This is a genomic window from Rhizobium sp. Leaf371 (assembly GCF_001424045.1).
Classification (GTDB): Bacteria; Pseudomonadota; Alphaproteobacteria; order Rhizobiales; family Rhizobiaceae; genus Ferranicluibacter.
In genome coordinates, this window is record NZ_LMQB01000024.1 from 99,656 (window position 1) to 117,252 (window position 17,597).

Below are 17,597 nucleotides of genomic sequence, written 5' to 3' on the forward strand. Positions count from 1 at the left end.
TTCCCGTCAGGCGAATAGCCATCAGGCCTCGGGATCGGCCGAGGCCCGCGCCCATTCCCGGCGTCCGATCATCACCATCGCACCGATCAGCATGGCGGCCAGCGCGAACCAGGTCAGGGCATAGACGAGGTGGTTGTTCGGAAACACCACGCGCGTGAGCCCGCCGACCGGCAGACCGCCCGGATTGTCCGTCCCGTCCGCATCGATGAAATAGGGAGCCGTCTGCGTCAGGCCCCGCGCCGCGGCGATGGCGGCGACATCGCGGGAATACCAGCGATGGCCCGCAGGATCGTTGTCCCGGAGAAACCCGCCGCCCGGCTCCGAGAGCCGCAGCAGCCCGACGACCTGCGCTTCCCCCGCGACATTGCCGGCGGCGCGGCGCGCGGGATCGCGCCTGTCGGGCGGCACGAAACCGCGATTGACGAGGACGGTGCTGCCGTCGTCCCGAATGAGTGGCGTCACGACCCAGAAGCCCGGCCCGCGCTCGGTGGTCGCCTGCACCAGCGTTTCCGCGTCATGACGGAAGGTGCCGGTGACGCGGATATGCCTGTATTCGTCGTTGGCGGCCGTGATCGAGGACCATTGGTCGGCGCGCGGCGCATCGACCGGCGCGGCATTGACGCGGGCATCGACCCGTTCGATCAGATCGAGCTTCCAGAAGAGGCGCTGGACCTGCCAGATGCCGAGCGCGAGCAGCACGACCGTCACGACGGCGGAGACGGCGCCGAAGACGACCAGCCCCGTGCGGGAACGGCCGCCTCGGGCGGACCCCGTCTTGCGCGGGGATCCGGCGGCCGTCTCCGGCCGCCGGGAGGGATCAGGGGACATTGCGCATCATGTCCGGCGTCATGGTCATCATGTTGGTGTTCAGATGATGCATGACCCAGAGCGAGCCGGAGAGCGCGATGACGATCAGCACGATCGTGAAGATCAGGGCCATGACCGTCCATCCGCCTTCGGACTTGGTGTTCATGTGCAGGAAGTAGATCATGTGAACGATGATCTGCGCAACGGCGAAGACCATGACGAGACCGGCCGTGACGGCCTTGTTCTCGACGACCTCGCCCATGACCAGCCAGAAGGGGATGGCCGTGAGAATGACCGACAGGACAAAGCCGGTCACGTAGCTCTTGAAGGATCCGTGCGAAGCCTCGTGGCCATGGCTGTGGCCGTGATGGGCCTCGTGCGCGTCCTCGTGTGCGGGTGCGTGGGTGCTCATCCGAGAACTCCGATCAGATAGACAATCGAGAAGACGCCGATCCAGACGACGTCGAGGAAGTGCCAGAACATCGACAGGCACATCAGGCGGCGGCGATTTTCCGGGATCAGGCCCTTCATCTTCACCTGCACCATCAGCGTGATCAGCCAGATAATGCCGAAGGTGACGTGCAGCCCGTGGGTGCCGACCAGCACGAAGAAGGCCGACAGGAACGCGCTGCGGCCGGGGCCAGCACCTTCATGGATCAGGTGCACGAACTCGTAGATTTCGAGCGCGATGAAGATCGCGCCGAAAATGCCGGTGATGCCGAGCCAGAACAGCGTCTCGGCCTTCGCATTGCGCTCCATCTGCAGCATCGCGAAGCCATAGGTGATCGACGACAGAAGCAGCATGGAGGTGTTGATCGCCACCAGCTTCAGGTCGAACAGGTCGGCCGGCGACGGGCCGGCCGCATAGGAGCGGCCGAGCACGGCATAGGTGGCGAACAGGATCGCGAAGATCAGGCAGTCGCTCATCAGGTACAGCCAGAAGCCGAGGCCCGTGCTGTTTTCCGGATGATGGTCTTCCGTCATGTAGAAGACCGGCTTTTCGCCGTCGGCGAGAGGGGGATGTGTCGGTGCGCTCATGGTCAGGCCTGCCCGGAGAGCTGGCGTGTGCGCTCCCCTTCCGTTGCGACGACGTCTTCCGCCGGAATGTAGAAATCGCGGTTGTAGTTGAACGTATGTCCGATGGAGACCGCGATGATGCCGACGAAGGCAACGATGGCGAGCCACCAGATATACCAGATCACACCGAAGGCGAAGGCGACGCTGAGGCCGCTGAGGATGACCCCCGTGCCGGTGTTCTTCGGCATGTGGATGGGCTTGAAGCCGCCCAGCGGACGCTCGTAACCGCGGTTCTTCATGTCGTACCACGAGTCATGATCGTGGATGACAGGCGTGAAGGCGAAGTTGTAATCCGGCGGCGGCGAAGACGTCGACCATTCGAGCGTCCGGCCGTTCCAGGGATCGCCCGTGATGTCGCGCAGCTGCTCGCGCTGCAGGAAGCTGACGACGAGCGAGATGATGAACGAGGCGATGCCGAGCGCGATCAGGACGGCGCCGAAGGCCGCGATGATGAACCAGATCTGCAGAGACGGATCCTCGAACTGGCTGAGGCGACGGGTAACACCCATCAGGCCGAGCACGTAGAGCGGCATGAAGGCGAAGTAGAAGCCGATCAGCCAGAACCAGAAGCTCATCTTGCCCCAGAATTCGTTCAGCTTGTAGCCGAACGCCTTGGGGTACCAGTAGGTGACGCCGGCCATGACGCCGAACACCACGCCGCCGATGATGACATTGTGGAAGTGGGCGATGAGGAACAGCGAGTTGTGCAGCACGAAGTCGGCCGGGGGAACGGCGAGCAGCACGCCCGTCATGCCGCCGATGACGAAGGTCACCATGAAGCCGATCGTCCAGAGCATGGGAACCTCGAACCGGATGCGGCCACGATACATCGTGAACAGCCAGTTGAAGATCTTCGCACCCGTGGGGATCGAGATGATCATGGTGGTGATGCCGAAGAAGGCGTTGACGCTGGCGCCCGAGCCCATCGTGAAGAAGTGGTGCAGCCAGACGAGGTAGGAAAGGATCGTGATGACGACCGTCGCATAGACCATCGAGGCATAGCCGAACAGGCGCTTGCCGCAGAAGGTGGCGACGATTTCCGAGAAGATGCCGAAGGCCGGCAGGATCAGGATGTAGACTTCCGGGTGACCCCAGATCCAGATGAGGTTCACATACATCATCGGGTTGCCGCCGAGATCGTTCGTGAAGAAGTGCGTGCCGACGTAGCGGTCGAGCGACAGCAGCGCGAGCGTCGCGGTCAGGATCGGGAAGGACGCGACGATCAGCACGTTGGTGCAGAGCGAGGTCCAGGTGAAGATCGGCATCTTCATCATGGTCATGCCCGGCGCGCGCATCTTGACGATGGTCGCGATCAGGTTGATGCCCGACAAGGTCGTGCCGACGCCCGCCACCTGCAGGCCCCAGATATAATAGTCGACCCCGACGCCCGGGCTGTAGTCGGCGCCCGAGAGCGGCGGATAGGCCAGCCAGCCCGTGCGGGCGAATTCGCCGACGAAGAGCGAGATCATGATGATCGCCGCACCGGCCGCCGTCATCCAGAACGAGAAATTGTTGAGGAACGGGAACGACACGTCGCGCGCGCCGATCTGCAGCGGCACGACGAAGTTCATCAGGCCGGTGACGAAGGGCATGGCCATGAAGAAGATCATGATGACGCCATGCGCGGTGAACACCTGGTCGTAATGGTGCGGCGGCAGGAAGCCCTCGTTGCCGTTGAAGGCGATGGCCTGCTGCGTGCGCATCATCAGCGCGTCGGCAAAGCCGCGCAGCAGCATGATCAGCGCGAGGATCACATACATGATCCCGATCTTCTTGTGATCGACGCTGGTCAGCCACTCCTTCCAGAGATAGCCCCAGAGCTTGAAATAGGTGAGCGCGCCGACGACCGCGAGGCCGCCGAGAACGACGCCGATGAAGGTAAGCACGAGGATCGGCTCGTGGTACGGAAAGGCTTCCAAGGTCAATCGTCCGAAGACGAGGCTGGAAATGTCCTGATTAAACATGGTGACCCCAGTTCTTGCAGTCGCAAGCGGTGCGGAAAAGCGCCGCGATCATTTCGAGTTGTTCAATTGTTCGGGCGCGATCGAGCCTTTGTCAGGCGTCGCCGAGCCGCTGTCGGAGGCCGGAGCCTGCGGGTTCTCGCCACCCATCTGGTGGCCGTTCATGTCGTGACCGTTCATGTTCTGCATGTCGTGCTGCATCGGCTGCGCGCCTTCGGCCGGCGCGGCATCGGGCTGGCCCTTGCCTTCGGTGCCTTCGTTGCCTTCGGTGCCTTCGGTGCCTTCCGGCGCACCCTGTCCGCGGGCCGGCTGACCGGTTGCGGGGAAGGTCGCGGCACTCGTGCCTTCGCCGGTGCCGGCATGGCGGTTGTCGTATTGCAGCCGCTCGCGGTTGGCTTCGCTGTCTTCGCCGCCGCCGCCCATCATGTCGACATGCATCATTTCGTTCATGCACATCTTGCCGGGCTGCGCGCACATGTTGAGGACCGCCTGGTAGAGACCGTTCTCGACGCCGCCGTAATAGCGCACCGGCTCCCGCTCGCTCGGCTTTTCGAGCTTCAGATAGGCGTCGCGGTTGAGCATGGTGCCCTGCTGCTTGACCTTGGCGACCCAGCCGTCGAACCCGGCCTGGTCGAGGCCACGGAACTTGAAGCGCATATGCGAGAAGCCGGCGCCGCTATAGTTGGCCGAGAAGCCCTCGAACTCGCCCGGCTGGTTGATGACGGCGTGAAGCCGCGTCTGCATGCCCGGCATTGCGTAGATCTGGCCGGCGAGCGCCGGGATATAGAAGGAGTTCATCACCGAGGAGGCGGTGATCTTGAAATTGATCGGCACGTCGACGGGCGCCGCCAGTTCGTTCACCGTGGCGATGCCGTAGTCCGGATAGAAGAACAGCCATTTCCAGTCGAGCGCGACGACCTCGACATTGAGCGGCATGACGCCCTCGGGAATGGCGCGCTCCGCGTCCAGCCGGTCGATCGGGCGATAGGGATCGAGCTTGTGGGTGCTGATCCAGGTGACGGCGCCGAGCGCGATGATGATGGCGAGCGGTGCCGACCAGATCACCACTTCGAGGCGCGTGGAGTGATGCCATTCGGGATCGTAGACCGCCTCCGTGTTCGCACGGCGATAATGCCAGGCGAAATAGAAGATCAGCACGATCACCGGAATGATGATCAGGAGCATGAGGAAGGTCGAGACCAGGATGAGGTCGCGCTGCTGCGTTGCGATGTCGCCGGAGGGAGACATCACCACCATGTTGCAGCCGGCAAGCGCAGCCAGGAGCGGCAGCATGAGGATGCGACAAGCGTGTCGGAAGAGGTTCGCCATGGTCCAATGCTCTTTTCGTTATCTGTGCCCTGCGAGTAATACCCTGCGACCGCGAACGAAATGAGGTGTTTGGTCGCACCGCAGCAAAAATGATGCTCTGCGGCAAAATCGCGCTGCCGCGTCGATAGACCGCTCGGGCCCAGCCCGCCAGTCGCGACAGCGCGTCGTCAACAGGCTTCCCGTTCCAAGCCTGCTCCTATCCGAGATATGCATGGTACCGAAAAAGTCGAGACTTGGCCCTTGAAATGATGGCTTCAGGACACGGGGCATACCGTCGCAGGGCAGAATTTCTCATGCATGCCACTTGATAAGCTGGCCGGTTTGATCAACATCGTCTGAAAGACGGCACGTGGGCGACCACGCGGCCAAGAGACTGTATGGAGGCTTCCCGATGACAACGATAGCAGAGACGTCCGGCGGACCCTCATCCTCGGCCCTGGAGCGCGACGCGCGGCAGATCCACGGCGACGCTCCGGTTTCCCCGGGTTCGATCGCGCTCGGCGTGATCATCGGCCGCATGTCGGAGTTCTTCGACTTCTTCGTGTTCGGCCTCGCCTCCGTGCTCGTCTTCCCCCGGTTGATCTTCCCGTTCGCACCCGATGCGTTGACGGGCACGCTCTATTCCTTCGCGATCTTCTCGCTCGCCTTCGTCGCGCGCCCCATCGGCTCGATCATCTTCATGGCGATCGACCGGGCTTACGGACGCGGCACCAAGCTGACGATCGCTCTGTTCCTGCTCGGCATTTCCACGGTCTGCATGGGCTTCCTGCCGAGCTACCAGGATGCGGGCGTCTCGGCGATCTACCTGCTCGCCATCTTCCGCATCGGCCAGGGCCTGGCACTCGGCGGCGCCTGGGACGGTCTTGCCTCCCTGCTCGCGCTGAATGCGCCGGAAAAGCACCGCGGCTGGTATGCGATGATCCCGCAGCTCGGCGCGCCGATCGGCTTCGCGCTCGCCAGCATCCTGTTCGGCTTTTTTGTCGCCAACACCACGGAAGCCGATTTCCTCTCCTGGGGCTGGCGCTACCCGTTCTTCGTCGCCTTCGCGATCAACGTCGTCGCGCTCTTTGCCCGCCTTCGCCTCGTCATGACGAAGGATTTCGGCGATCTGCTGGAGCGTCACGAGCTTGAGGCCGTGCCTTTCACCGACCTCATCCGCACCCATGGCCGCGACATCCTGATCGGCGCCTTCGCGCCGCTTGCCAGCTTTGCCATGTTCCACGTCGTCACGATCTTCCCGCTGGCCTGGACGAACCTCAACAGCGACCAGTCGATCGGCTCGTTCATGCTGGTGCAGGTGGCCGGTGCCGGCCTCGGTATTCTCACCGTCATCGCCTCGGGCATCCTGGCCGACCGGTTCGGCCGCCGCAAGCAGCTCGTCATCGGCGCCATCATCATCGCCATCTTCAGCTTCATCGGCCCGATCCTGCTCGGTTCCGGCCAGACCGGCATCTCGTCCTTCGTCATCGCCGGCTTCGGCGTGCTCGGCCTGTCCTTCGGCCAGGCGGCGGGCTCGGTCTCGTCGCGCTTCACGCAGGGCTATCGCTATTCCGGCGCGGCCTTCACCTCCGACCTTGCCTGGTTCCTCGGCGCGGGCTTCGCACCGCTGATCACGCTCGGCCTGTCGAGCAAGTTCGGCCTGCCCTTCGTCGGCTATTACCTGCTGTCGGGCGCGATCTGCACCATGCTCGCGCTGTTCCTCAACAAGCGCCTGCTCGCGCGGGAATAGCCGCCCCTTCTTTGGCCGCCTACTTGGAGGGATGAAACACCCCGGCGAACTGGTAACGGTCGCCGGGATGCGTGATTTCGACGAAGGTCACCGTCCGCCCGTTCTGCCAGGTCTGGCGGGTCAGGAGCAGGCAGGCGGCATGCCGCTCGATCGTCAGCAGCTTTGCCGTCGCCGCATCCGCGGAAACGGCCCGGATGATGTGCTTTGCCTCCGACCACGGCACCTGATCCAGCAGCCAGCTTCCCGGCGGGCTCGCCTCGAAGGTTTCGTCCCGCGCCTGCGGCACGGCATCAAGCAGGATCAGCCGCTTCTCCAGCGCGTTGGGCCTTGCATCCACGATATGCAGGCATTCCACCCGGGCCACTTCCGCCCCGGCCGCCTCGCCGATCGCGGCGGCCTCCGCCGTCCCCAGCCGCTCGATCCGCCGCGACAGGATCCGGTGGCCATAGGCGTGTCCCGCGACTTTCGCTTCCGTGCCGATGTCGGAAATGTCCATCACCGTCCGGTCCATCTGCGGCGAGGCGACGAAGGAGCCGGCCCGCCGGCGGCGCACGATCATGCCGCGCGCGGCCAGCGCCGAAAGCGCCTTGCTCACCGTCATGCGCGAGCAGCCATAGGTCACTTCCAGCTCGTGCTCGGCCGGGATGCGCTGCCCCGGAGGCCAGACGCCGCTCATGATCTTCTGCTCGATGTCTTCGAAAATGCGCTGGTGAAGCGAGGTCAAGGCACGGCTCTCCGAAAGGCGAACGGGCGGCACGAACAAGGCATAAAGCTTGCATGTCGGACAGGGCGGACGCCGCAGGCCGCGGGCAGTTTGTCGTTGACACCTTATGCAAGGACCTGTCTATTTGTATAGTCAAAATGCGGGACGCAGAAGCCTGCAGATCCAATTCTGAAGACGGGAACGCCGCAGCGCACGCGCGGCATGATACTGGAGAGACGACCATGACACCTCATTTCCTGCTGAAGGGCCTCGTCGGCGCGGCCTTCCTGCTCGGCGCGACCTTTTCGGCCCATGCCGAAGACGCGCTCGCCCGCATCAAGGCCGCCGGCACCATGAAGGTCGGCACGGAGACCGCCTTCGCGCCCTTCGACTTCATCGATGCCGGCGAGCATGCGGGCCTGAATGTCGATGTCTTTGCCGAGCTGGGCAAGGAACTGGGCGTCGAGATCGAATGGATCGCGCTGCCGTGGGAAGGCGTCCTGCCGGGCCTGGAAGCCGGCAAGTTCGACATGGTCGCCGGTCCCGCCACGATCACCAAGGCCCGCATGGAGCGCTACCGCTTCACGCCGCCGGTGGCCGAAGCGACGGTCGCGATCCTCAAGAAGGCCGGCGACACCAGCATCACCAAGCCGGAAGACATCGCCGGCAAGGCGATCGGCGTCGGCAAGGCGACAGCCCAGCTCGCACAGCTGCAGGGCTATTCCGAAAAGCTGCCCGAGAAGGTGGATATCCGCGAATACCCGGCCTTCACCGAATCCTATGCCGACCTTGCCGCCGGCCGCATCGCCGGCGTCGCCAATTCGCTGCCCAACATCGCCTTCGTCGCCAGCCAGCGCAAGGATACGTTCGAGGTCGTGCTGCCGCCCTTCGGCCAGAAGGCCTATTTCGGCTTCATCGGCACGAAGGACGCCGACCACGCACCGTTGATGGACGCGATCGACGCGGCTCTCCTGAAGATGAAGGGCGACGGACGCCTCGCCAAGCTGCAGGAAAAGTGGTTCGGCGCGAGCTTCGACACGCCGGACGCCGTCAAGGACCCTGCATTCTGATTGCAATCCGTCCCTGAGTTAAGGCGGGGCTGAGCCGGCACGACGCACGTGCCTCCGACAGCCCCGCTCTTGCCTTCGCCTTCGCGCCTGCGACAGCCCATCCGACGAATTGGCCGGCAATGTCTTTCAAGCTGTTCGAACTTCTTCTCAAGGCCTCGCTCTACACGATCGGCATCAGCCTCGTGTCGATCCTGATCGGCTTTGCGATTGCCATTCTGCTTTCCGGAATGCTCCTGTCGGGACGCCGCGTGCTGGCGGTTCCTGCCCGTATTTTCATCAGCTTCTTCCGCGGCGTGCCTCTCCTCGTGCAGTTGCTGCTGATCTATAACCTGCTGCCCGTCATCGGCCTCAATGTGCCGAGCATCGTCGCCGCCATCATCGGCCTGTCGCTCTGCACCGCGGCCTATCAGGCGGAAAACCTGCGCGGCGGCTTTGCCAGCGTCCCCCGCGGCCTGATCGAATCGGCCGAGATGGTGGGCCTCACCCCCGCCCAGGCCTTCCGCCGCATCAAGGTGCCGATCGCGCTGCGCCTCACCTTCCCGGCGCTGGTCAACGAGGCCATCCTGATCCTCAAGGCCTCTTCGCTCGTCTCGGTCGTCGGCATCGTCGAGCTGACCCGCATGGCGCAGGATCTGGCCGGCAGCACCTTCCTGCCGCTGCAGCTCTTCGCCTGCGCCGGGCTGATCTATCTCGTCATCAACGGAGTGGTCGCCCGCGCCGGCGGCCTCATCGAGCGGTCCCTGCCCGGAGTGCCGCGATGAGCTTCGACGTCAACGTCATTCTCGCCCAGCTTCCGGCCATCCTGTCGGGCGCCGGCGTCACGCTGCTTCTCTGGATCGCCGGCACCATCGGCGGCGCGACGGTCGGTTTTCTCGTCGCCGTCGGCCGGCGCTATGGCGGGCGCATCCTCGGCTGGCCGCTCGGGCTCGCCGTCGAGGTCCTGCGCGGAACGCCGTTCCTGATCCAGATCTTCCTGCTCTATTACGGCGGTCCCTTCATCGGTCTCGCGCTCGATCCGGTGCCGGCCGGCCTCCTCGGCCTGACGATCTACGGTGCGGCCTATTTCAGCGAGATCTTCCGCGCCGGCTTCGCCGCCGTCCCCCGCGGCCATATCGAGGCGGCGGAATGCGTCGGCCTTTCGCCGAGCCAGATCGTGCGGCGCATCCTCCTGCCCGAAATGACCGTGCTCGTGCTGCCGCCCGCCATCAACATGGCCGTGATCCTGATGAAGGAAACCGCGATCCTCTCGATCATCACCGTGCCGGAACTGACACTCACCGTCAGCGCCATCGGCTCCCAGCAATATGCCTTCGTCGAATCGCTCTTCCTGCTAGCCGTGTTCTACTGGGTGCTGGTCGAGGTCACCGACAAGCTCGGCCGCTATGCCGAGCACCGCTTGTCCCGCTACAGGTTTTCCCCGACATGACCCTTCCCGCCATTGCCGTCCGAAACCTCGTCAAGCGCTACGGCGACACCGCCGTGCTGCACGGCATCGATCTCGACATCCCGCCCGGCCAGGTTTCCTGCCTGATCGGCCCGTCCGGCTCCGGCAAGAGCACGCTTTTGCGCTGCATGGCTTTCCTCGAAGAGGCGACCAGCGGCGTGATCACGGTGGATGGCGAGGATCTCGGCTTTTCGGAAAGCCCGAGCGGTCAGCGCGAGCGCATTCCCCCCGCCACCAACCGCGCCATCCGCTCGCGGATCGGCATGGTCTTCCAGCAGTTCAATCTCTGGCCGCACATGACGGCGCTCGGCAATGTCAGCGAAGCGCTGCGCACCGTGCACAAAATGAGCCGGACGGACGCGGAAGCCCGCGCCATGGCGCAGCTGGTCAAGGTGGGGCTCGAGGCCCGCGCCGGGCATTATCCGGCCCAGCTCTCGGGCGGGCAGCAGCAGCGCGTGGCGATTGCCCGCGCTCTGGCGCTGAAGCCGAAGATCATGCTCTTCGACGAGCCGACCTCCTCGCTCGATCCGGAACTGACCGGCGAGGTGCTGAACGTTATGCGGGATCTGGCGGCAGAGGGCATGACCATGGTCGTCGTCTCCCACGAGATCGGCTTTGCCGCGACCGTCGGCAGCCGGATCAGCTTTCTCGATCAGGGCCGCCTGCTCTTCTCCGGCCCGCCCTCCGAGGTCTTCGGCAAGCCGCGCCATCCCCGCCTCGAACAGTTCCTCGACACCTATCTCGACCGTGGCGCCTCGATGCTCGCCTGATCGGCGGCTCACGCGATCGGCAGCACCTTGCCCGGATTGAACAGCCCCTTCGGATCGAGCGCCTGCTTGATCGCCCGCATCGTCGCGAGCTTCACCGGATCGGCCGTCGCCAGCAGCGCATGAATGCGCTTCGAGCCGACGCCGTGCTCGGCCGAAAACGACCCGCCCATCGCGCCGATCCCGTCATAGAGCACCTGCTCCACAGCGTCGCGGCGCGCATCCGTCATCCAGCTGCCCGGCCGGTCGAGCACGATATGCAGGTTGCCGTCGGCGACATGGCCGAAGATGAACGGCGACAGCCCGTCGATGGCGCCGAGCGCCGGGGCGATCCGTGCGAGATAGCGGCCGAGGCGGTCGATCGGCACGGAGACGTCGTAGGAAGGCGCCGCCGGAAAGGCCCGGTACATCAGCCCCGTCTCCTCCCGCAGCCGCCAGATGTCGTCTGCCTGCTGCCCGGAGCCGGCGACCACCGCCACCGTCTCCGGATAGGTCTCGCAGATCGCCTCGTAGAGCCCGGCGAGAACACCGAACAGTGCCTCGTCCGTCTCGCCGCCGAGCCCGATCGCCAGATGCACCGGCAGGGCATCGCTCGTTTCCCGCCAGCCGAAATGCGCCGCCGTGAAGCCGAAATAGCGCGACCACATCGCCTCGCAGGCCCGCAGCCGGCCGGTGGCCCGGGCGAGACCCATCAGCGCCAGCGCCGCCTCGGTGGATGGCAGGCCGAACAGGGCCGTGGCGCTCGCCGCCGGCACGGGGTCGAGCTTCACCACCAGCCCGGTGATCGCGCCGAGCGTGCCCTCCGCGCCGATCAGCAGATGTTTCAGGTCGTAGCCGGCGGAATTCTTCACCACGCGCACCATGTCGCGATAGATGCCGCCCTCCGGCAGCACGGCTTCCAGCCCGAGGATGCGATGGCGCATGACGCCGTTGCGGAAGGCCATGACGCCGCCGGCATTGGTGGAGGCCATGCCGCCAAGCGTCGCCGAGCCGCGCGCCGCAAGGTCGATGCCGGGCTCCAGCCCATGCACGGCCGCTGCCTGCTGCAACGCCTCCAGCGTCACCCCGGCCTCGACCACGGCCACGCCGCCGATCGGGTCGATCTCGACGATCCGGTCGAGGTTGCGCAGCGACAGAACGATCTCGTTTGCGCCCGAAATGCCGCCGCCGACGAGCCCGGTCCGGCCGCCCTGCGTGACCATGGCGATGCCGGCAGCGGCGCAGATCGAAACGATGGTCGAGAGCGCGGCGACATCGCGCGGCGCGAGGACGGCGGCGGCGCCGAGATTGTCGGGATGTTCGCCCGGATGCAGCGCCGCAATCGCCACGCCGGTGCGGATATCGACGTCGGGAACGGCCGCGGTAATGGCGGCGAGGACGGCGTCGATATCGGGCATGCGGATGGTCCTATTCGGGAAGCAGCGTGCGGAAGCCGCCGTTGAAGTAGAGCAGCGGCGCCACGCCCTGGCGGACATGCACGCTGCGGACGCGGCCGATGAGCACCGCATGCGTATGGCGATGCAGCGCTTCGTCGAGGCCGCAATCGATGACGGTCAGCGCATCGGCGAGCGCCCATCCGCCGCTGTCGAGCTTCGTCCATTCGGCACCGGCATAGCGCTCGGCGCCGCGGCGTCCGTCGGCCCCGGCAAAGGCCTTCGCGATGCCTTCCTGTCCTTCCGCCAGCACATTGACGCAGAACTGGCCGCTGCGCTCCAGCACCGGCCAGGACGACGAGGTCCGGTTCAGGCTGACGATGACCGACGGCACGTCGGCGGACAGCGAGGTGACCGACGTCGCGGTAAATCCGGTCCGCCCCTCCCCGTCGCCCACCGTGATGACGCAGACGGCGCCTGCGAGATGGCGCATGGAAAGCTTGAAGGCAGCGGCATCGGGGGCGGCGGCCGCCACGGGCGACGGATGAACGGCAGAAGTCATGTCTCGACACCTCGCAAATGGACACGCACGAGCGACAGCATCGCGGCGGGCGGGGCTTTCTGTCTACGCGACTCCCCTGAACATCTCACTTACATCTTCGGTCCATCGGAGACGGGACGCAAGCGACGGGCCGCGATCTTCGCTTATGCTTTACCGAGGCTGAACGTGCGGCACGCCTGACCCTTGCCGCGCCGCCGTATGGCGATTGACCGGCTTGGACAGTCCGAGGTTCTCGCGCAGCGTCGCGCCTTCGTAGTCCTCCCGGAAGAGGCCGCGCCGGCGCAGCTCCGGCAGCACCAGCCGCACGAAATCCTCGAGGCTCGCCGGCAGGGTCGGAAACATCAGGATGAAACCGTCGGCAGCGCGCGTCTCGAACCATTCCTCCATGAAATCGGCGATCTGCACCGGCGTGCCGGTGATGCCGTTGCCGGTGTGCTTTTCGGCATAGAGCCGGATCAGTTCGCCCACCGTATGGCCCTTCTTCACGAAATCGGTCAGCTCCTCGAACAGCGCCTTGGAGCCCTTCGGCTGCGCAGGCAGCCGGTCCATCGGGAAAGGCTGGTCGAGCGGCACGCCGCGCAGGTCGGCCTCCAGGAATTCCGACAGCATCAGCCGCCCGACATCGGGATGCAGCCGGTCGATCAGGAAATTCACCTTCGCCCGCGCCTCGGCCTCGGTCTCCCCGACGTTCAGCACCACGCCCGGCATGATCTTCAGGTCGTCGGGATCGCGCCCGAGAGCGGGCATCCGGCCCTTGACGTTGGCATAGAAGGCCCGGTTGCGGTCGATGTTGGAGGCGAGGCTGAAGACGATCTCGGCCGTGCGCGCCGCAAGGTCCATGCCCGCTTCCGACCCGCCGGCCTGCGCGATGACCGGCCGGCCCTGCGCCGAGGGTGCGATGTTGAGCGGCCCGCGCACCTGATAGTGCTTGCCGACATGGTTGAGCATGTGATGCCGGGTCTTGTCGTAATAGAGCCCGCTGTCGCGATCGAGCAGCAGCGCATCCGCCTCGAAACTGTCCCAGAGCCCGAAGACGACATCCACGAACTCGCGGCATCGCTCGTAGCGCAGGTCGTGGGGATCGAGCCCGGTGCGGTTGAAATTATAGCCGGTCTCGTCGTGATCCGAGGTGACCACGTTCCAGCAGGCCCGCCCGTTCGACAGCTGGTCGATGGAGGCGAAGATACGGGCAATATTGAAGGGCTCGTAATAGCTGGTCGATGCCGTGGCGACGAGACCGAGGCGCTCCGTCACCATGGCCAGCGCCGAAAGGAGCGTCAGCGGCTCGAAACGGTTCATCTTGGTGGGACTGCGGGCCAGCGCATCGGGATCGCCGATACCGGCCGCCGGCGAATCCGCCATGAACAGGAAGTCGAACTTGGCCGCCTCCGACATCTCGGCGACCTTTTTCAGATGCGCGATGTCGTTCGCCCCGTTGACGTCGCTGTCCGGGTGCAGCCAGCTCGCGGGGTGGAAGCCGAAGGTATAGACGAACGTCCCGAGCTTGAGCTTGTCCTGCCGCGCCATGCCAACTTTCCTCTTATCATCTGTCCCGGAGTATGGCGGGAACGGGTCGGCGGACAAGCCCGGCGAACGACGTTCTATGTGAGTTTTTCTAAACAGTGCTGGAGCAAAGGCCGATCACGGGGCCGAGGCCTGCCCCTGCCGTCGGCCGAGCGCGGTCAGCCAGGCGTGAAACGCCGGCCCATGCGGTTTGTCGAGCGCGGAACGGTCCCAGGCGAGAAAGTAGCTTTCCGGTAGCGGCAGCCGCAGGTCGAACGGTACGACGAGTGTATTTGCGGCCAGCTCGTCTGTGATCATCGACATCTGCGCCAGCACGAAGCCGCGCTTGTTGACGGCGGCATCGATGGCGCTGGAGGAGAGCGTGAAGGACAGGCCGGGGCCGCCCTCGGCAAAATCGACGCCGGCCGCCCGGGCGAAGTCGCGCCAGTGGGGGAAGGTCGAGAAATGCGGCTCCCAGGCGACATGCAGCAGCGGATGGCGCAGGATCTCGGCGGGACCGACAGGCCCGGCCTGCGCCTCAATCAGCGCCGGCGCGCAGGCCGGCACCACCCAGTCGCGAAAAAGCGCGGTGCTGTGGGGATGCTGGCTGCCACGCTGGCCATAGGTGATGCGAAAATCGACCTCGTCGATGCCGAGCCGCGGCTCCGCGTCCTGCCCGAGAAGGCGCAGCTGCGCATCGGGATGCAGGCCCTGCCAGTCGAAGATGCGGCGGCCGATCCATTTGTTGACGACGGAGGACAGCGCCGACAGGGTCAGGCCGCTGCCGTTGCGCGCCCGCGACAGGACGTTCTCCGCCTCCTGGAACTGCAGAAAACCCTTGGCGATTTCGGCGTGGTAGAGCCGCCCGAGCGCCGTCAACGCGATGCGCCGGCCTCGCCGCTCGAGGAGGCTTACGCCGAGATGCGCTTCGAGCTTGCGCAGATGCTGGCTGACGGCACCGGGGGAAACGACGAGTTCGCCCGCTGCTGCCGTCACGCTGCCGAGCCGCCCCACCGCGTCAAAGGCCTGCAGCGCGCGGAGGGCGATCATCGACATCTCTCGCCCCGCTTTTCCGCTAACCCTGGCCGAGCGGCAGGCTCTGCGCCAGACGCACGAGATAGCCGTCCGGATCCTGCACCAGCAGTTCGCGCGACGCCCTGTCCTCTCCGCCGACCTTGTAGACGGCATCCTGAATGCCGCGAAACAGCGGCCAGCTCACTTGCGCCAGCCGGGCCGCGACGACCGCGAGATCCGAGACCTCGACCTGGAAGTTGATGCCGCGGCCGAGCGGCGGCTCCAGCGGTGCGGTGACCCAGGCGCCATTGATCTGCGACAGCATCACCTGCGCGCCCTCGCGCTGCAGATAGGCGAAGTTCGCAGCCTTCCGCTCATAGGCGATGGTAAAGCCGAGGAGGTCGCACCAGAAGATGAGGCTGCGGCCGAGATCGGTCACGTCGAGCTCCGGTACCAGCGCGTTGAAGCCGCCGGCCGGCAGTTCGCCTGCACTGTCGGAGGCGTTGCGCGCGCTCTGGTCGAGGCGGGGTGGGGGCAGGTCGAGGCTCACGATGCCGACGCCTCGACCGGCGCATACCGCCAGGGCTCCAGCGTTCCCGGCCGCCCGGGAAGCGACAGTGTCGCGGTGCGCGGCGGCGTCTGCGAAATGATCTTGCCGCGCCGCATCACCATCAGCCGGTTGGACCGCATGCGCACGGCTTCGGCCGCGTCGCGCGCCTCGATCAGCACGAGATCGGCATGGCAGCCGGGCGCGATGCCGTAGCCGTCGAGCCCGAAGGTGCGGGCCGCATTCTCCGTCACCGCGCGGAACGAGGCCCTGACCGCTGCCGGGCTCGTCATGTGGCCGGTGTGAACCGCCATATGCGCGACATCCAGCATGTCGGCATTGCCGAACGAATACCAGGGGTCCATGCAGCTGTCCTGCCCATAGGCGACATTGACGCCGAGCGCCATCAGCTCCGGCACCCGCATCATGCCGCGCCGCTTGGGATAGGTGTCGTGCCGCCCCTGCAGCACGATATTGGCCAGCGGATTGGGGACGCAGTGGATCTCCGCCTCGGCGATCAGCGGCAGCAGCTTGGAGACATAGTAATTGTCCATCGAATGCATCGACGTCAGATGCGAGCCGGCCACCCGTCCCTGAAGCCCGAGGCGCTGCGTCTCGCAGGCCAGCGTTTCGATATGGCGCGACATCGGGTCGTCGGTCTCGTCGCAATGCAGATCGACCAGCAGCCCGCGTTTCGCGGCGATCTCGCAGAGCGCCGTCACCGAGCGTCGCCCATCCTCCATCGTCCGCTCGAAATGCGGAATGCCGCCGACGACATCGACGCCCATGTCGAGCGAGCGCTCGAGATTGCGGGCGGCCGTGGGCGACCGGAAATAGCCGTCCTGCGGAAAGGCCACGAGTTGCAGGTCGAGATAGTCCCGCACGAGATCCTTCACCTCCAGCAGCGCCTCGACGCCGGTGAGCTTTTCGTCGCAGACATCGACATGGCTGCGCACGGCGAGCAGTCCCTGCGCCACCGCGAGATCGCAATAGCGCAGCGCCCGCTCGATCACCGCCTCTCTGGTCAGGAGCGGCTTCAGCTCGCCCCAGAGCTGGATGCCTTCGAGCAGCGTGCCCGACCGGTTGAGCCGCGGCGTGCCGAGCGACAGCGTCGCATCCATGTGGAAGTGGATATCGATGAACGGCGCGCTGACGAGCCGGCCGCCCGCATCGATCACCTCACCCGCCTCCGCCGCGATGTCGGGCTCTACCGCGACGATCCGCCCCTTGCGGATCCCGATATCGACATCCTCCCGGTCATCGGCAAGATTGGCATGGCGGATGATGGTATCGAACGTCATTGTCGGCTCCGTACGTGCAGGCTTTCCCGCCAGCGATCTCACGGTCAGCATCTTAAACGGTCGCACAGGCCCGGCAAGCGCGCAAAGCCGGAGTTCAGGCCTTATCGCCGCCTTCGGCGCGCCTCTCGGAACGTCAGGGAACTTTGGAGATGTGTGGACGTTGTGCGCAAAACCAGGAGAGATGCCATGTCGATACGATTTGCAGCCCTGACAGCCTATATCGCCCTCACCGCCACCTTCATGACCGCCGCCGTGCTGTCGCAGACGGACGCGCCGACGGTCTCGATGAGTTCCATCTCGCTCGGCAAGACCAACCGCGTGATCACGGGCACACCGGACAGCTTCGTCATGGAACGCTTCGCCGGCTGAGCGGAGACCTAGGCCTCTACGTCTCGATCGGATGTTCCAAC

The 17,597-nt window shown here is 65.3% G+C and carries 18 protein-coding genes; 6 read left to right on the forward strand and 12 right to left on the reverse strand.

Annotated features, from left to right (window positions below; all coding sequences use genetic code 11):
- Positions 1-21 precede the first annotated feature (21 nt).
- The 5 genes from ASG39_RS14555 to cyoA are packed head-to-tail and all read right to left on the reverse strand — an operon-like array spanning position 22 to position 5,174.
- Complete coding sequence (locus tag ASG39_RS14555) at positions 22-828, reverse strand: SURF1 family protein (RefSeq protein WP_062595704.1); 807 nt, start codon at positions 826-828, stop codon at positions 22-24.
- Positions 818-1,219: a cytochrome o ubiquinol oxidase subunit IV gene (gene cyoD / locus ASG39_RS14560; protein WP_062595705.1), complete on the reverse strand. Its 402-nt coding sequence runs from the start codon at positions 1,217-1,219 to the stop codon at positions 818-820. The genes ASG39_RS14555 and cyoD overlap by 11 nt, the downstream gene beginning before the upstream one ends.
- A complete protein-coding gene (cyoC, locus tag ASG39_RS14565) occupies positions 1,216-1,845 on the reverse strand; it encodes a cytochrome o ubiquinol oxidase subunit III (RefSeq protein WP_062595706.1) in 630 nt (209 codons plus the stop codon). Before cyoC ends, cyoD begins: the two co-directional genes overlap by 4 nt.
- A 2-nt stretch (positions 1,846-1,847) precedes the next feature.
- The gene (cyoB, locus tag ASG39_RS14570; RefSeq protein WP_062595707.1) at positions 1,848-3,848 is read right to left on the reverse strand and encodes a cytochrome o ubiquinol oxidase subunit I; all 2,001 of its coding nucleotides are present in this window, start codon (positions 3,846-3,848) and stop codon (positions 1,848-1,850) included.
- Between the two features lie 48 nt (positions 3,849-3,896).
- On the reverse strand, positions 3,897-5,174 hold the full coding sequence (gene cyoA / locus ASG39_RS14575) for a ubiquinol oxidase subunit II (protein WP_082477262.1): 1,278 nt from the start codon (positions 5,172-5,174) through the stop codon (positions 3,897-3,899).
- 400 nt (positions 5,175-5,574) lie between these two features.
- On the opposite strand from cyoA, the gene ASG39_RS14580 reads away from it, so the two are divergent.
- On the forward strand, positions 5,575-6,903 hold the full coding sequence (locus ASG39_RS14580; protein ID WP_062595989.1) for an MFS transporter: 1,329 nt from the start codon (positions 5,575-5,577) through the stop codon (positions 6,901-6,903).
- A gap of 19 nt (positions 6,904-6,922) precedes the next feature.
- Here ASG39_RS14580 and hutC read toward each other — a convergent pair whose 3' ends face one another.
- The gene (gene hutC, locus ASG39_RS14585) at positions 6,923-7,627 is read right to left on the reverse strand and encodes a histidine utilization repressor (protein WP_062595708.1); all 705 of its coding nucleotides are present in this window, start codon (positions 7,625-7,627) and stop codon (positions 6,923-6,925) included.
- Between the two features lie 221 nt (positions 7,628-7,848).
- On the opposite strand from hutC, the gene ASG39_RS14590 reads away from it, so the two are divergent.
- The 4 genes from ASG39_RS14590 to ASG39_RS14605 all read left to right on the forward strand — a co-directional run bounded on the left by ASG39_RS14590 (position 7,849) and on the right by ASG39_RS14605 (position 10,890).
- Positions 7,849-8,676: a transporter substrate-binding domain-containing protein gene (locus ASG39_RS14590; protein WP_062595709.1), complete on the forward strand. Its 828-nt coding sequence runs from the start codon at positions 7,849-7,851 to the stop codon at positions 8,674-8,676.
- Positions 8,677-8,795: 119 nt separating this feature from the next.
- Complete coding sequence (locus ASG39_RS14595) at positions 8,796-9,437, forward strand: amino acid ABC transporter permease (protein ID WP_062595710.1); 642 nt, start codon at positions 8,796-8,798, stop codon at positions 9,435-9,437.
- Positions 9,434-10,102 carry an amino acid ABC transporter permease gene (locus ASG39_RS14600; protein ID WP_062595711.1) on the forward strand — a complete coding sequence of 223 codons (669 nt, stop codon included), beginning with the start codon at positions 9,434-9,436 and terminating at the stop codon, positions 10,100-10,102. Before ASG39_RS14595 ends, ASG39_RS14600 begins: the two co-directional genes overlap by 4 nt.
- Positions 10,099-10,890, forward strand: coding sequence for an amino acid ABC transporter ATP-binding protein (locus ASG39_RS14605; RefSeq protein WP_062595712.1), 792 nt, complete (start codon positions 10,099-10,101; stop codon positions 10,888-10,890). The genes ASG39_RS14600 and ASG39_RS14605 overlap by 4 nt, the downstream gene beginning before the upstream one ends.
- An 8-nt stretch (positions 10,891-10,898) precedes the next feature.
- Here ASG39_RS14605 and ASG39_RS14610 read toward each other — a convergent pair whose 3' ends face one another.
- The 6 genes from ASG39_RS14610 to ASG39_RS14635 form a co-directional block, all read right to left on the reverse strand.
- Positions 10,899-12,284: an FAD-binding oxidoreductase gene (locus ASG39_RS14610; RefSeq protein ID WP_062595713.1), complete on the reverse strand. Its 1,386-nt coding sequence runs from the start codon at positions 12,282-12,284 to the stop codon at positions 10,899-10,901.
- 10 nt (positions 12,285-12,294) lie between these two features.
- Complete coding sequence (locus ASG39_RS14615) at positions 12,295-12,822, reverse strand: flavin reductase family protein (protein WP_062595714.1); 528 nt, start codon at positions 12,820-12,822, stop codon at positions 12,295-12,297.
- A gap of 150 nt (positions 12,823-12,972) precedes the next feature.
- Entirely contained in the window at positions 12,973-14,349 is a 1,377-nt protein-coding gene (locus tag ASG39_RS14620) for an LLM class flavin-dependent oxidoreductase (protein ID WP_062595715.1), read from the reverse strand.
- Positions 14,350-14,463: 114 nt separating this feature from the next.
- Positions 14,464-15,375 (reverse strand): LysR substrate-binding domain-containing protein, encoded by a 912-nt coding sequence (locus tag ASG39_RS14625; protein WP_244481242.1) that lies wholly within the window; start codon positions 15,373-15,375, stop codon positions 14,464-14,466.
- Positions 15,376-15,400: 25 nt separating this feature from the next.
- Positions 15,401-15,889: a VOC family protein gene (locus ASG39_RS14630; protein WP_244481243.1), complete on the reverse strand. Its 489-nt coding sequence runs from the start codon at positions 15,887-15,889 to the stop codon at positions 15,401-15,403.
- Positions 15,886-17,187 carry an amidohydrolase family protein gene (locus ASG39_RS14635; RefSeq protein WP_062595717.1) on the reverse strand — a complete coding sequence of 434 codons (1,302 nt, stop codon included), beginning with the start codon at positions 17,185-17,187 and terminating at the stop codon, positions 15,886-15,888. Before ASG39_RS14635 ends, ASG39_RS14630 begins: the two co-directional genes overlap by 4 nt.
- Positions 17,188-17,373: 186 nt before the next feature.
- Here ASG39_RS14635 and ASG39_RS14640 point away from each other — a divergent pair, with 186 nt between their 5' ends.
- Positions 17,374-17,556 (forward strand): hypothetical protein, encoded by a 183-nt coding sequence (locus tag ASG39_RS14640; RefSeq protein WP_062595718.1) that lies wholly within the window; start codon positions 17,374-17,376, stop codon positions 17,554-17,556.
- Positions 17,557-17,597 lie beyond the last annotated feature (41 nt).

Coding starts and splice junctions, on each gene's coding strand:
- ASG39_RS14555 (WP_062595704.1), bottom strand. CDS start 828: ATGTCCCCTGATCCCTCCCGGCGGCCGGAGACGGCCGCCGGATCCCCG.
- cyoD (WP_062595705.1), bottom strand. CDS start 1,219: ATGAGCACCCACGCACCCGCACACGAGGACGCGCACGAGGCCCATCAC.
- cyoC (WP_062595706.1), bottom strand. CDS start 1,845: ATGAGCGCACCGACACATCCCCCTCTCGCCGACGGCGAAAAGCCGGTC.
- cyoB (WP_062595707.1), bottom strand. CDS start 3,848: ATGTTTAATCAGGACATTTCCAGCCTCGTCTTCGGACGATTGACCTTG.
- cyoA (WP_082477262.1), bottom strand. CDS start 5,174: ATGGCGAACCTCTTCCGACACGCTTGTCGCATCCTCATGCTGCCGCTC.
- ASG39_RS14590 (WP_062595709.1), top strand. CDS start 7,849: ATGACACCTCATTTCCTGCTGAAGGGCCTCGTCGGCGCGGCCTTCCTG.
- ASG39_RS14595 (WP_062595710.1), top strand. CDS start 8,796: ATGTCTTTCAAGCTGTTCGAACTTCTTCTCAAGGCCTCGCTCTACACG.
- ASG39_RS14600 (WP_062595711.1), top strand. CDS start 9,434: ATGAGCTTCGACGTCAACGTCATTCTCGCCCAGCTTCCGGCCATCCTG.
- ASG39_RS14605 (WP_062595712.1), top strand. CDS start 10,099: ATGACCCTTCCCGCCATTGCCGTCCGAAACCTCGTCAAGCGCTACGGC.
- ASG39_RS14610 (WP_062595713.1), bottom strand. CDS start 12,284: ATGCCCGATATCGACGCCGTCCTCGCCGCCATTACCGCGGCCGTTCCC.
- ASG39_RS14615 (WP_062595714.1), bottom strand. CDS start 12,822: ATGACTTCTGCCGTTCATCCGTCGCCCGTGGCGGCCGCCGCCCCCGAT.
- ASG39_RS14620 (WP_062595715.1), bottom strand. CDS start 14,349: ATGGCGCGGCAGGACAAGCTCAAGCTCGGGACGTTCGTCTATACCTTC.
- ASG39_RS14625 (WP_244481242.1), bottom strand. CDS start 15,375: ATGATCGCCCTCCGCGCGCTGCAGGCCTTTGACGCGGTGGGGCGGCTC.
- ASG39_RS14635 (WP_062595717.1), bottom strand. CDS start 17,187: ATGACGTTCGATACCATCATCCGCCATGCCAATCTTGCCGATGACCGG.
- ASG39_RS14640 (WP_062595718.1), top strand. CDS start 17,374: ATGTCGATACGATTTGCAGCCCTGACAGCCTATATCGCCCTCACCGCC.